At 69.4% G+C, this 12935-nt stretch carries 17 protein-coding genes; 9 read left to right on the top strand and 8 right to left on the bottom strand.

Annotated features, from left to right (window positions below; translation table 11 throughout):
• The first annotated feature begins 70 nt into the window (after positions 1-70).
• Genes VHD82_RS32360 through VHD82_RS32350 form a run of 3 tightly spaced genes read left to right on the top strand, consistent with a single transcriptional unit; the run spans position 71 to position 2151 of the window.
• A complete protein-coding gene (locus tag VHD82_RS32360) occupies positions 71-685 on the top strand; it encodes an FABP family protein (protein WP_325712579.1) in 615 nt (204 codons plus the stop codon).
• A gap of 3 nt (positions 686-688) precedes the next feature.
• The gene (gene pxpB, locus VHD82_RS32355) at positions 689-1300 is read left to right on the top strand and encodes a 5-oxoprolinase subunit PxpB (RefSeq protein WP_325712577.1); all 612 of its coding nucleotides are present in this window, start codon (positions 689-691) and stop codon (positions 1298-1300) included.
• The gene (locus tag VHD82_RS32350; RefSeq protein ID WP_325712575.1) at positions 1297-2151 is read left to right on the top strand and encodes a biotin-dependent carboxyltransferase family protein; all 855 of its coding nucleotides are present in this window, start codon (positions 1297-1299) and stop codon (positions 2149-2151) included. Before pxpB ends, VHD82_RS32350 begins: the two co-directional genes overlap by 4 nt.
• On the opposite strand, the gene VHD82_RS32345 is transcribed toward VHD82_RS32350, so the two are convergent.
• Positions 2136-2990, bottom strand: coding sequence for an aminodeoxychorismate lyase (locus VHD82_RS32345; protein WP_325712574.1), 855 nt, complete (start codon positions 2988-2990; stop codon positions 2136-2138). The genes VHD82_RS32350 and VHD82_RS32345 overlap by 16 nt on opposite strands.
• Before the next feature lie 31 nt (positions 2991-3021).
• Here VHD82_RS32345 and VHD82_RS32340 point away from each other — a divergent pair, with 31 nt between their 5' ends.
• Both VHD82_RS32340 and VHD82_RS32335 read left to right on the top strand, forming a co-directional pair.
• Positions 3022-4149, top strand: a complete 1128-nt coding sequence (locus VHD82_RS32340; protein WP_325712572.1) for a folate-binding protein — start codon at positions 3022-3024, stop codon at positions 4147-4149.
• Positions 4150-4201: 52 nt separating this feature from the next.
• Complete coding sequence (locus VHD82_RS32335) at positions 4202-4765, top strand: aerial mycelium formation protein (RefSeq protein ID WP_325712733.1); 564 nt, start codon at positions 4202-4204, stop codon at positions 4763-4765.
• Here the strand turns inward: VHD82_RS32335 and VHD82_RS32330 are convergent.
• Positions 4762-5655 (bottom strand): hypothetical protein, encoded by an 894-nt coding sequence (locus tag VHD82_RS32330; RefSeq protein WP_325712571.1) that lies wholly within the window; start codon positions 5653-5655, stop codon positions 4762-4764. The genes VHD82_RS32335 and VHD82_RS32330 overlap by 4 nt on opposite strands.
• A 196-nt stretch (positions 5656-5851) precedes the next feature.
• Between VHD82_RS32330 and VHD82_RS32325 the strand changes: the two genes are divergently transcribed.
• From VHD82_RS32325 to VHD82_RS32310, 4 genes are all read left to right on the top strand, one after another.
• Complete coding sequence (locus VHD82_RS32325) at positions 5852-6043, top strand: DUF3073 domain-containing protein (protein WP_325712569.1); 192 nt, start codon at positions 5852-5854, stop codon at positions 6041-6043.
• Positions 6044-6131: 88 nt separating this feature from the next.
• On the top strand, positions 6132-6992 hold the full coding sequence (locus VHD82_RS32320) for a 3-hydroxybutyryl-CoA dehydrogenase (protein WP_325712567.1): 861 nt from the start codon (positions 6132-6134) through the stop codon (positions 6990-6992).
• Entirely contained in the window at positions 6989-7885 is an 897-nt protein-coding gene (locus VHD82_RS32315; protein WP_325712565.1) for a Gfo/Idh/MocA family oxidoreductase, read from the top strand. Before VHD82_RS32320 ends, VHD82_RS32315 begins: the two co-directional genes overlap by 4 nt.
• A 134-nt stretch (positions 7886-8019) precedes the next feature.
• Entirely contained in the window at positions 8020-8598 is a 579-nt protein-coding gene (locus tag VHD82_RS32310) for a VanZ family protein (protein WP_325712563.1), read from the top strand.
• On the opposite strand, the gene arfB is transcribed toward VHD82_RS32310, so the two are convergent.
• The 6 genes from arfB to VHD82_RS32280 form a co-directional block, all read right to left on the bottom strand.
• Positions 8595-9029: an alternative ribosome rescue aminoacyl-tRNA hydrolase ArfB gene (gene arfB / locus VHD82_RS32305; RefSeq protein ID WP_325712561.1), complete on the bottom strand. Its 435-nt coding sequence runs from the start codon at positions 9027-9029 to the stop codon at positions 8595-8597. The two genes, VHD82_RS32310 and arfB, sit on opposite strands and share 4 nt — an antisense overlap.
• A gap of 45 nt (positions 9030-9074) precedes the next feature.
• Entirely contained in the window at positions 9075-10145 is a 1071-nt protein-coding gene (gene purM / locus VHD82_RS32300; protein WP_325712559.1) for a phosphoribosylformylglycinamidine cyclo-ligase, read from the bottom strand.
• A gap of 28 nt (positions 10146-10173) precedes the next feature.
• Positions 10174-11697 (bottom strand): amidophosphoribosyltransferase, encoded by a 1524-nt coding sequence (gene purF / locus VHD82_RS32295; protein WP_325712557.1) that lies wholly within the window; start codon positions 11695-11697, stop codon positions 10174-10176.
• A gap of 117 nt (positions 11698-11814) precedes the next feature.
• A complete protein-coding gene (locus VHD82_RS32290) occupies positions 11815-12150 on the bottom strand; it encodes a hypothetical protein (protein ID WP_325712556.1) in 336 nt (111 codons plus the stop codon).
• Positions 12151-12181: 31 nt separating this feature from the next.
• Positions 12182-12421: a DUF397 domain-containing protein gene (locus VHD82_RS32285; RefSeq protein ID WP_325712554.1), complete on the bottom strand. Its 240-nt coding sequence runs from the start codon at positions 12419-12421 to the stop codon at positions 12182-12184.
• A gap of 238 nt (positions 12422-12659) precedes the next feature.
• A partial coding sequence (locus tag VHD82_RS32280; protein ID WP_325712552.1) for a Scr1 family TA system antitoxin-like transcriptional regulator occupies positions 12660-12935 on the bottom strand: 276 nt, incomplete at its 5' end.

Here is a 12935-nt window from a genome sequence, read left to right as displayed (position 1 = left end):
GCCGCCATCGCCATCGTCTGGTTCACCGTCTACGTCGTCTACCGGCTCTACGCCGACCAGCGCTGAGGCCATGTCGACTGGCGACGAAGCCATCCAGGCCGCGGAAGAGCGGGCCGAGAGCACCCGGGAGCGCAACCTCCCGCAGTTCGAGGACCTGCCCGTCCCCGCTGACACCGCAAACCTTCGCGAGGGCCCGAACCTCAACGACGCCTGCCTGGCGTTGCTGCCACTGGTCGGGGTCTGGCGTGGGGAAGGCGAGATCAACTACCCGACGGTCGACGGGCCGGTGCGGTGCGCGCAGCAACTCACCATCGCCCACGACGGCAGACCGTTCCTGTACCACGAGGCGCGGTCCTGGCTGCTCGACGAGGACGGCAAGGTCATCCGGCCCGCCGCGCGCGAGGTCGGCTGGTGGCGTCCCCAGGAGGACGACACGATCGAGCTGCTGCTGACCCATTCCAGCGGGATCGCCGAGATCTTCTACGGCAAGCCGCGCTCGCAGACGTCCTGGGAGCTGGGTACCGACGCGGTGGTCCGCACGGCCACCGCGAAGGAAGTCGTCGGCGCCCAGCGGCTCTACGGCCTGGTCAACAATGGTGACCTCGGCTATGTCGAGGAGCGCGCGATGGTTGGCGAGCCGATGCAGCCGCATGTGTCCCTCTACCTGCGCCGAGTCGTCGGCTGACGCGTGCGCTGGCTGCCGTACGGCGCGGACGCGGTGCTCGTCCAATGCGATTCGCTGGACGAGATGACCGCGGTGCGGGCCACGGTCGCCGCCGCCGAGGTGCCGGGCGTCCTCGAGGTCATTCCCGGCGCCAGCACGGTACTCGTCGTCACGAGCCCCGGTTCGAAGGCGCTGCCCGAGGTGCGCGCGCTCGTCGAGGCCGCCGACCTGGCCAACCCACCCGCCGTCGATCCGCGCGACGTCGTGCTTGACGTTCGCTACGACGGCGCGGATCTGGAACTGGTGGCAGAGACGGCCGGTCTGGGCGTCGACGAGGTGGTCTCGCTGCACACGGGCGCCGAGTACACCGTCGCGTTTACCGGCTTCGCGCCCGGTTTCGCTTATCTGACCGGGCTTCCCGAACAGCTTCGCCAGCCGAGGCTGGACACCCCGCGCACCAAGGTGCCTGCCGGTTCGGTCGGGGTGGCGGGCGAGTTCACCGGTGCGTATCCCCGTTCTTCGCCTGGCGGCTGGCGGCTGCTCGGGCACACCGACGCCCAGCTGTTCGATCCCCACGCCGAACGGCCGGTGCTGCTTGCGCCGGGCGATCGCGTGCGGTTCCGGAGCGTGCGGTGAGGTCGCTGGAAGTGCTCGAGGTCGGGCCGTCCGCGCTGGTGCAGGACCTTGGCCGCACCGGGCTGGGGCATCTGGGCGTTCCGCCGTCCGGCGCGCTCGATGTGCCGGCGCTGCGCCTGGCCAACAGGCTTGTCGGCAACCCCGAGGCCGCAGCAGGGCTCGAACTGCTGCTGGGCGGGTTTTCCGTGCGTGCCAACGCTTCCTGCACCGTCGCGGTGACCGGGCCGCCGGTTTCCGTCGCGGTCGGCGATCGGCCCGCCGGCTCGCATTCCCCGGTGTTCCTCGCCGCCGGGCAGACGTTGCGCGTCGGCACCCCGGACACCGGATTACGTTGCTACCTGGCGGTTTCCGGCGGGATCGCGGTCGAGGCCGAACTCGGCAGCCGGTCTCGGGACGTGCTGTCCGAAATAGGGCCACCCCCGCTGGCGCCGGGCGATGTGCTGCCGCTCGGTACGCCACAGGGCGTCCCGACCGGCGAAGACGAGCTGGCCGCTTCGCGCGCGCCTCTCGAACTGGTGGTGCCGGTGCTGCTCGGCCCGCGCGACGACTGGTTCGACGACGCCGCCCGCCAGCTGGCGACGCGCTGGACGGTGACCGCCCAGTCGAACCGGGTCGGGCTGCGGCTCGACGGAACTCCCCTGCGCCGCAAGGAAGATCGCGAGCTGCCCAGCGAGGGCCTGGTCACCGGTGCGATCCAGGTGCCACCGAACGGGCTGCCCGTGGTGTTCCTCGCCGACCACCCGACCACCGGTGGTTACCCGGTGATCGGGGTGGTGGCGGCGAAGGCGCTGCCCGCGCTTGCGCAGGCCCGCCCCGGTACAGGCGTGCGCTTCCGCTACCTGCCCGCGTAGACGTCTTCGTACGCGGCGGCGAGTTCGGCGTGGATCTCGGTGGAGTCGGGCAGCCGCTCGCCGTCGAGGGTGTGCACCCTGGTCAGCTTCCGCACCGAGGACGCGAGGAAAACCCCGTCGGCGGAAGGAAGGTCTGATGCCCGCAGCGGCTCGATCTTGGTGCTCCAGCCGATCCGCTCCGCCCCGCGGAACACCGCGGCCTGGGTGGTGCCCGGCAGGATGCCGATTGTGGCCGGCGGGGTGTACAACGTCCTGCCGCGCGCCAGGATGACGTTCGAGGTGGGGCCTTCGAGCACCGAGTCGTCGGTTGCGGTGAAGATCACGTCCTGCGCGCCGCGCCGCGCCGCCTCCCGGCTCGCGGCCATGTTCAGCCCGTAGGACAACGACTTCGCGCCCAGCAGCAGCCACGGCGCGCGCTCGGCGAGACCGGGGTCGATACCGCGTTCCAGCGTCACGGCGGCGACGCCTTCGGCACGGGCGCGGATCACCTTTTCGTCGATCGGGATGCCCATCGCGAACGCCGTCGGCCTGGCCTGCGGATCTCCGTCGATACCGCGCGTGTAGACGAGTTTGAGCGCGAACTCCGGGCCCGCGGTCCACTTCTCGATGACCTGCCGGGTGACCCGCTGCCAGGCGTCGTCGTCCGGCTCGGGCAGGTCGAGCATCGAGGCCGACCGCGCCAGCCGGTCCAGGTGCGGGCGGAGCTCCCGTGGCTCGCCGCCGACGACCAGCACTGTCTCGAAGATGCCGTCCCCGCGCATGAGCCCGAGGTCGTCCACCCGGATGTGCGGGGCGTCGGGATCGGCGATCGTGCCGTCGGTGAAAGCCAGTACGCGCATGGACCCACCGTACTCACCTACCATCGAAGGTATGACTTATCAGTCACCCCTGCTCGAAGCGCCCGGATCCATCGCGCCGCCGGACGGCCACCCGGAACAAGGCGTGCCATGGCACTGGGGTGACCCGTTCGCCGAGCAGCGCACGGCCACCCGCGGCGTCGCGGTGGTCGACAGGTCGCATCGCGAAGTGCTGAAGGTGACCGGGCCGGAACGGTTGTCCTGGCTGCATCTGGTGATCTCCCAGCACGTCACGGAACTGGCCGAGGGTGCCGGCACCGAGGCCCTGGTGCTGGACAGCCAGGGCCATGTCGACACGCACATGGTGCTGGCGCACATCGGCGAGGCGGTCTTCCTGGACAGTGACCCGGGCGCCAAGGCCACCAGCGCGTTGCCGAAGGGTGGCCCGCAAACCCTGCGCGAGTACCTGGAGGCCATGAAGTTCTGGTCCAAGGTGGAGATCACGGACGTGACCGGCGAGCTGGCACTGCTGACCCTGCTCGGCCCGGACGCCGACCGCATCCTGTCCACTTTGGACATCTCGCTCGGCGCGGAGCCGTACGCGGTGGCGGCCGTCGAGGGCGGGTTCGCGCGCCGGATGCCGTGGCCGGGCCGTGCCAGCGTCGATCTGCTGGTGCCGCGATCGGAACTGGCCGGCTGGTGGCAACGGATCACCGACGCGGGCGCGCGCCCGGCGGGCAGCTGGGCCTTCGACGCGCTGCGGGTGGAGTCACTGCGGCCCCGGCTCGGGGTGGACACCGACGATCGCACGATCCCGCACGAGGTCAACTGGATCGGCTCCGCGGCGCACGTCGCGAAGGGCTGCTACCGCGGGCAGGAAACCGTCGCGAAGGTGTTCAACGTCGGCCGCCCGCCCCGGCGGATGGTGTTGCTGCACCTGGACGGTTCGCCCGAGGTCTACCCGGAGACCGGCGACGCGGTGCGCCTTGGTGAGCGCGTGGTCGGCCGGGTCGGCAGCGTCGCCCAGCACCACGAGCTGGGCCCGGTCGCGCTCGCGCTGCTGAAGAGATCCGCGCCGGTCGATGCGGAGCTGCTCGCCGGCGACGAGGACAGGGTGGTGCAGGCGGCGGTCGACCCCGATTCGGTCCCGGCGGAAGGCGCCGCGCCCGGCCGGGTCGCGGCGGCGAAGCTGCGCGGCTGATGAGGACGAACCCGACCTGGCGCCCAGGTCCGGCATGGAGCAGGATGTCGGCGTGATCGAAGTCCGGCCGGGAGGACGCCGCCGCATCGACCGCGTCCTGGCTCCCGGTTACGTGCACGGCCTCGAAAAGCTGTCCCTCGGGCAGCTGCGCGAGCGCCGTGACGAGGCAGCGCAGGAAGAGACCGACCTGTCCTACCTGCGCAGACTCCTGCACGCCAGGATCGACATCGTGCGCGCGGAGCAGCAGCGCCGCAGTACCGGCGGGGAGAGCATCGTCGACCGGCTGGCCACGATCCTGTCCGACAACGCGCTGCGGCCGGCGCGTGGTTCGGGCAGGCACCAGATCCTGGAGCCGTCCCGGGCGGGTGAACATCGCAGGCAGGCCGAAGCCCTGGTGGGTAACTCGGATCTGACCGACGTGGGCGCACTCTCCGACGACAAGCTCGTCGAGACCGTGCACGACTACGCCGAGGAGGAGTCCTCGGTTTCGGCCCGGCGGCGTGAGGTGCAGGCGGTGGTCGACCTGTTCAACTCCGAGATCGCCGCCCGCTACGCGAAGGGCACCGCGTCGGTCGACGACCTGCTCGCCGCCGAACGCGCCCGCGACGACTCCTAGTTGAAGTGCTCGCGGGCGGCCAGCTCGCTCCAGTACTCACGCAGGTCGTTGAAGAGCTCCGCTAGCTGCTCGATCTCGCCCGACCGCAGGGCTGCCAGGATCGAGTGCACCTCTTCGGCCGAGGTGTCGGACTCCAGGATCGGGTCGGCGATCAGCTGTACGAGCCCGCCGTAGTCCAGTTCCACCGCAGAGCGCGGGTCGAAGTTGCCCAGCCAGCGCTCGGTCTCGGCCAGGATCCGGCTCGGTCCGGAATCGCCGAGGGTGGATTCGACCAGCTCGCGCGCCTCGGCCGCGCGGCTCAGCGCGTCGGACATCGAGATCCGCCAGGACAGCTCGCGCTCGGGATCGTCGAGGCCGGTGCCGAGCGTCAGCCGCCGCTGGTCCGGGTCGACCAGCGCGAACCACGGCAGCGGCACCGTCCAGGTGGTGGAAAGGACGTGTACGGCGGCCTTGTTCAGCGAGCTGAGCGCGGCGCTCGTGCGGGAGCGCACCGTCTCCGCCGTGACCCCGCCGGCCTCCAGCACTGTCGCCTTGAGCGCGGGCGACGCATCGCCGAGAAAGCTGACGAGCGCGGCAGCCGCGCGGGCCCGCAGTTCCAGCGGGCAGACCAGCGGCCCGGGCCCGGTCCGGCCGGGTACCTCGGCGGGATCGAGGACGAGGACGTCGGTGTTCGTGCTGGGCGCCGCGCGCCCGTCGGCGAGCTCCGCCGGGAGCAGCCGGACCGGCGCGGCAGCCTGTGATTTGAGCCACATGTGCTGCTCTCGCTCGCCTGCTGACGCTCGCGTCAGCGCGGCGGCCTCGACGGCCTTTTTCAGCTGGTCAGAGGGCGGTTCGCCGAAAGCGGACAGGGGTTCGTAGACCCGGAGATAGGCAACGAACGGTCGGACCACGGTTGAATCGTGGCACGTCGCCACCCGTCGGTGCGCACCGACTCGAGGAAGCGGGAGAGACACTCGCCACGAGAGGAGAAGCCGCATCGCATTCTCCCCCCGCGACAAGGTACGGTATGGACAGGAAATAGTTGTCGAGACATGCGGGGCCGCCGTTTCCCCCGGCCGCCCCGTCCCTGTGCGAGGGGGTCGAGCCATGGGGCGCGGCCGGGCTAAGGCCAAGCAGACGAAGGTGGCACGAGAGCTCAAATACAGCACTCACGACACCGACTTCGATGCTTTGCAGCGCGAGCTGTCAGGTAATTCCTCTCATCAGAACTCCCACGACGAGGACGACAAGTACGACGATCCGTACGCGGACGAGTACGACGACGACTTCCGTCGTTGACGACTGACGAGAACGAGGGTGGGCACCGGGGGTACCCGGGGTCCGCCCTCGTTCCTCGTGCTGTCCGGATCCGAGCAAGGAGGCTCTCGTGGCGGACATTGAGCGGGTCGGTGTCATCGGTGCCGGGCTCATGGGCTCGGGGATCGCCGAGGTGCACGCGCGAGCGGGCGCCGACGTGGTGGTCACCGAGGTCAACCAGCCGGCGCTGGACGCGGGCAAGGCGAGGATCGAGAAGTCGCTGCAGCGCGGTGTGCGCAGCGGCAAGCTCACCGAGGAGGACGCGGCCGCGGCGTTGAACCGGCTTGAGTTCACCACTGAGCTCGGGGCTTTCGCCGATCGCGATCTCGTGGTGGAGGCGGTCATCGAGCAGGAGGCCGCCAAGCTGGAGGTCTTCCGTTCGCTGGACAAGATCGTCGAGCGGGAGGACGCGATCTTCGCGTCCAACACCTCGTCGATCCCGATCATGAAGCTGGGCATGGCGACGAAACGCCCGGCGCAGGTGATCGGCATCCACTTCTTCAACCCGGTGCCGGTGCTGCCGCTGGTGGAGCTGGTGCCCTCGCTGCTGACCGGCGAGGAGACGATCAAGCGCGCCGAGGAGCACGCGACGGGGCTGCTCGGGAAGACGGTGATCCGCTCGCAGGACCGCGCGGGTTTCATCGTCAACTCGCTGCTGGTGCCGTACCTGCTGTCGGCGATCCGCATGATCGAGTCCGGGTTCGCCTCGGCCGAGGACATCGACCGCGGCATGGAGCTGGGCACCGCACACCCGATGGGGCCGTTGCGGCTGTCCGATCTGATCGGCCTGGACACCATCAAGGCCATCGCCGAGTCGATGTACGACGAGTTCAAGGAGCCGCTGTACTCGCCGCCGCCGTTGCTGCTGCGCATGGTCGACGCGGGTCTGCTCGGTAAGAAGACCGCTCGCGGTTTCTACTCCTACGAATGACTTCCGACGAGCCGCTCCGGGTCGGTCTCGTCGGTGCCGGTCCGTGGGCGAAATCGGTGCACGCGCCGGGTTTGGGCAATCATCCTGGCGTCGCGCTGACAGCGATCTGGGCTCGCCGCGCGGAGGCCGCGCGTGAGTTGGCGGACGAGCACTGCGCCGGTGTCGCCGAGTCCTTCGACGAGCTGCTCGACCAGGTCGACGCGGTCGCTTTCGCGGTACCGCCCGGAGTTCAGGCCGGGCTGGCGGTGCGCGCGGCGGAGGCCGGCAAGCACGTGATCCTGGAGAAGCCGATCGCGCCGGACGTGGCCGCGGCGGAGCGGCTGGTCGAGGCGGTGACGGGCGCGGGCGTCGCAAGCCTGGTGATGCTGACCTTGCGCTATGCCATGGAAACCCGCGAATGGCTGGACGCGCTGAAGGCCGACGGTGGCTGGCGTGGTGGCAGTGCGCGCTGGCTTTCGGGCGCGCTGCTCGCCGGTCCATACAGCGCTTCGCCGTGGCGTCACGAGGACGGGGCGCTGGCCGACGTCGGCCCGCACGTCATCGATTTGCTCGACGCCGCACTGGGTCCGATCGCCGAAGTCGTGGCGGCGCACCGTACGCGGGAAGATCTGTGGCACCTGGTGTTCACCCATGAAGGTGGCGCCACCAGCAGTGCGACCCTGTCGATCAACCTGCCCGTCCGGCCCACGGTGGCTGATGTGGCGGTGTTCGGGGAGCACGGTTACCGAACATTGGTCCGTCACCCGGTCGCGGGAGTCGAGCGCTTCACGGCGTTGCTCGACGACTTCGCCGCGATGATCGCCACCGGCACCGCGACGCACCCCTGCGATGTCCGCCGCGGCCTGCATCTGCAGCGGATTCTCGACCGCGCAAGGGCCATCGCGACCCGATAGCAGAACCCCGGTTAACACGCCGGAAACGACACGCGGAAACCATCCGGGTTTCACCGCAAAGAGCACTCGATTGGCTCTGCCGTTCTCACCTCCCGCTGCAAAGATCGTTTTTGTACGTCGGGGAAGGGGTGCGCGTGGAAGTACTGTCGGTCAGTTTCGGGGTTCTGGTTCCGGTCACGATCATCGCGTTGCCGTTCGCACTGTTCGGCTGGCGGCTGCTCACGAACTGGCGGGCCCGCACGCGCCCGGCATGGGTCGCGGCGAGCACGGCCGGCCTGGATGTCGGGATTCTCCTGGTATCACTGGAAATCCTGGCGTTGACGATGATGCCCATCGGATCCGTCCGGAGCAGTTCGCTGCATCTGATGCCTGGTTCGGACATCCTCACCGAGTTCACCGGCAATGGTTCGCTGTGGCAGATCGCGGGGAATCTGCTGCTGCTGGCCCCGCTCGGGGTGCTGGTGCCGTTGCGGGTTTCGGCACTGCGCTCGATTCCGCGGATCACGGTCGTCGCCTTCGTCGTCTCGGCGACAATCGAGCTGGCGCAACATTTCCTGCACGCCGGCCGGGTCACCTCGACCGACGACGTCCTGCTGAACACGCTCGGCGTCGCCGCCGCCGCGACTCTCACCTGCGGCTGGGTCCGCCGTGACGGACCCGTGGCGATTCCCGCGCAGTCGGTCCGTTCCGCTGTGCGGGAGCCGGTTTCCTAGTCGTCGAACCGGCCACCGCGCCCACGCTTCACGTCGCCGCGGCGCTTCTTCTCGGCGAGGCGGCGTTCCTTGGAACCACGGCTCGGCTTGGTGGGGCGCCGCTTCGGGGGCGGTGGCGCGGCCGCGTCCCGCAATGCCGAAACGAGCCGGAGCCGGGCGGCCTCCCGGTTGGCCAGCTGGGCACGGTGCTCGCTCGCCGCGATCGTCAGCACGCCATCGGACAACCGGGAACCCAGTCGTGCCAAGAGTCTCGGCCGCAGATCGTCCGGAATGGACGGTGAGCGGGCGACGTCGAAGGACAACTCCACCCGCGAATCCGTGGTGTTCACGCCCTGGCCACCGGGACCGGAAGAACGGGAGAAACGCTCGCGCAACTCGCCGGCCGGGATCACCAGCCGGCGGGTGATCGCGAGATCAGCGTCGGTAGCCATACCCCAATGATCCCGGCCCGCCCGGCGGTTGACGACTTCTTTTGCTCAGAACCGCGGGTGGTCGCCGGACAGCACCGCGCGCGGGTCGTCGGCGTTTTCCGCCGTGCGCACCTCGCCGAGCACCCACGCCGGCACGTGCCGCGCGGTGAGCACGGCCAGCGCGCGGTCCACGTCCTCGGCGCCGACCACGGCGACCATGCCGACGCCCATGTTGAACGTCTTCTCCATCTCGGCGCGCTCGACCTTGCCGCGCTGCCCGATCAAGGCGAACACCGGCGCCGGGGTCCACGTGCCGCGCTCCAGGCGCGCCTGCAGCCCGCGCGGGATCACGCGGGCGAGGTTGGCCTCCAGCCCGCCGCCGGTGATGTGCGCGTACGTGCGCACCTCGGCCTCGGCGGCGAGCGCAAGGCAGTCCTTCGCGTAGATCCGGGTGGGCTCGAGCATTTCCTCGCCCAGCGTGCGGCCGAACTCCTCGACGTGCCCGCCCAGCGGCATCCTGGCGATCTCCAGCAGCACCCGGCGGGCCAGTGAGAAGCCGTTGGAATGCAGCCCGGAGGAGCCCATCGCGATCGCCACGTCACCGGGGCGCACCCGGTCCGGGCCGAGCACGTCGGACGCCTCGACCACGCCGATCCCGGTAGCCGACAGGTCGTAGTCGTCCTCGCCCATCAGCCCGGGGTGCTCGGCAGTCTCGCCGCCGAGCAGCGCGGCGCCTGCTTGCACGCAGCCTTCGGCGATCCCGCTGACGAGCGCCTCGATCCGCTTCGGGCGCACCTTGCCGACCGCGATGTAGTCCTGCAGGAACAGCGGCTCGGCCCCGGTGACCACCAGGTCGTCGACCACCATCGCGACCAGGTCGATACCCACCGTGTCGTGCTTGTCCATCGCCTGCGCGACCGCGATCTTGGTGCCGACGCCGTCGGTGGAGGAGGCGAGCACCGGCTCCTTCCAGCGGTCCAGCTTCAGCGAGAACAGCCCGGCGAAACCGCCGACCCCGCCGAGCACCTCCGGCCTGCTCGTCCGCTCGGCATGCGGTTTCAGCAGTTCGACTGCTTCGTCACCGGCATCGATGTCGACCCCGGCGGCGGCATAGGTGGCGTTGGCGGACTCGCTCACGGCAAGACGACTCCAGACTGATCAGGACTCACGGACGCCGGACGGCATCCTCAGCACCGTACCCGGCGGGGGTGACCGCGAGGGCGGGCCCTGTGCCGCCGTCCATGCCTTCCAGCAGATGCTTGCCGATGAGCGCGTCGTCAGGCAGCGCGATCGGGTACACGCCGCTGAAACAGGCCGTGCACAGGCGGGACTTCGGCTGCTCGGAGGCCGCGATGAGCCCGTCGAGTGAGACGTAGCCCAGCGAGTCCGCGCCGATCAGCCTGCGGATTCCGTCCAGGTCGGCGCCGTTCGCGACGAGCTCGGCGCGTGAGGCGAAGTCGATGCCGTAGAAGCACGGCCACCGCACGGGCGGCGAAGCGATCCGGACGTGCACCTCCAGCGCTCCGGCCTCGCGCAGCATCCGCACCAGCGCGCGCTGGGTGTTGCCGCGGACGATCGAATCGTCCACCACCACCAGGCGCTTGCCGCGGATCACTTCGCGCAACGGGTTGAGCTTGAGCCGAATGCCCAGCTGCCGGATGGTCTGCGACGGCTGGATGAAGGTGCGCCCCACGTAGGCGTTCTTGACCAGGCCCTGCCCGTACGGGATGCCCGACCCCTGGGCGTACCCGATCGCGGCCGGCGTGCCCGACTCCGGCACCGGGATCACGAGATCCGCCTCGACCGGGTTCTCCTGCGCCAGCCGTTTCCCGATGTCCACCCGGGTGCCGTGCACGCTGCGGCCGGCGATCGAGGTGTCCGGGCGGGCCAGGTACACGTACTCGAAGATGCAGCCCTTGGGTTCGGGGTTGGCGAACCGCGACGAGCGCAGCCCGTCGGCGTCGATCGCGATCAGCTCGCCCGGCTCGACCTCCCGGACGAACGAGGCGCCGATGATGTCCAGCGCCGCCGTCTCGCTCGCGACCACCCAGCCACGCTCCAGCCTGCCCAGCACCAGCGGGTGCACCCCGTGCGGGTCACGCGCGGCGTAGAGAGTGGATTCGTCGGAGAAGACCAGGCAGAACGCGCCGCGCAAGGTGGGCAGCAGCTCCAGCGCCGCGGCCTCGATGCCCTTGTCCGCGGCCTCGGCCGCGAGCAGGCCGGCGACCAGGTCCGAGTCGCTGGACGAGCCGGTCAGCCCGCCGTGCGGTTTGAGCCCGGCGGCCAGCGTGCGGTCCCGCAGCTCGGCGGTGTTGACGAGATTCCCGTTGTGGGCGAAGGAAATCCCGCTACCGGTCGCGGTGGTGCGGAAGGTCGGCTGCGCGTTCTCCCAGGTCGAGGACCCGGTGGTGGAGTAGCGGCAGTGCCCGACGGCGATGTGGCCCTGCAGCGAGGACAGCACCTGCTCATCGAAGACCTGGCTGACCAGGCCGAGATCTTTGAACACGACGACTTGTTTGCCGTCGGCCACCGATATCCCGGCGGCTTCCTGGCCACGGTGCTGCAACGCGTACAGCCCGTAGTAAGCCATCTTCGCGACTTCTTCGCCTGGTGCCCAGGCACCGAAGACGCCGCATTCTTCCTTGGGTTCGGATTCCGGCTGGTCGAGCGAGTTGTGGTCGGCAACCACGAAGGAGCTCCCTGGAGACGAGGGCAGGCCATCACCAGTGTAAGTCGCCCCGGCGGCTTGGCAGCGGTGAACTCAACGTGACGTTCGGCTCGCTTTCTTCCGCCGGACGGGTGACCCTCAGTGACTGGGCGTCAGCCACTTCGCGCGGCCGCCCTCGCCGGGCACCCAGCAGCCCTGCACCGGACGGCCACCCGAGTTCTGGTAGCTGTCGGACAGCGCGAGCAGCTCGTCCAGCACCTCGTGCGCCCCGCCCCGGCAGCGCCACAGCATCTTGCGCGGCTCCAGCACGTTCGTCTCGTCACCGGGCACCCGGAAGGCCGCGACGTCGTCCTCGGCGTCGAGCCGGATGACGTCGATGACCGCGCCGTGTGCCCGGATCCCGACGACAGCCAGCACGCGGCCGTCGCCGTCCCGCGGGTGCAGGAACCGGTAGCCACGGTCGATGAGGTCCATCAGGCGTGCGTCGACGGACGCGCAGCCTTGCTCAGCTGAGCACATCGTCGAACTCGCCATCCTTCGCACCGAGGACGAACGCTTCGACCTCTGCCCGCGTGTACACGAGGGCAGGGCCGGTCGGGAAGCGCGAGTTGCGGACCGCGATCTCGCCCGAGGGCAGCTCCGCGACCTCGACGCAGTTCCCCAGCGCGCCGCTGCGTTTGCTCTTGCGCCAGGTCGCGTCGGTCAACAGGTTTGCCGCCATGCCGTTGAAGATTCCCTCAGCCATAGCCGTCACCTTCCCCGATCGACTGATTCGGCCAGTGCAGATGCACGTGCATCTGCACTGTAGGAAGAAAGCTACCACTGGGCCGTGCACGAGTAAATGCACGAGTAAATGCACGTGCACGGCGGCGCGGAAATGACCTACCGCTGGGTAAATAGGAGCGAGAATCCCTTTATCTTTCGGGTGAAGTTGCGGCGATCTCCGCCGGGGTGCGACTAACGCTCAGTAACCGAAAACGGCCTTAGATCTCGGCCAGCCGCTTGATGAGCAACTGCCTGCTTCGATCGGGTGTTTCGGCGTCGACGGTGAGGCGGTCGAAGGCGCGTCCGTAGAGTTCGAGTTCGTCGGGTTTTTCGAGGTAGGTCGCGCCGTTGAGGTGTTCGAGGTAGGCGATGTTGGGGAGTTCGGGTTCGGCGAACTGCAGGAGTGAGAAAGCGCTTTCCGCGGCGTATCCGGCCATGTCGAACGGGACGATCTGCAGGGAGATGGTGGGCATTTTGATCAGGTCGAGCAGGTG

The organism is Amycolatopsis sp., from assembly GCF_035546795.1.
In the GTDB taxonomy this organism is placed as follows: domain Bacteria; phylum Actinomycetota; class Actinomycetes; order Mycobacteriales; family Pseudonocardiaceae; genus Amycolatopsis_E.
Note: the sequence above shows the minus strand (reverse complement) of the source record. Positions and strands in the feature narration are given on the sequence as shown.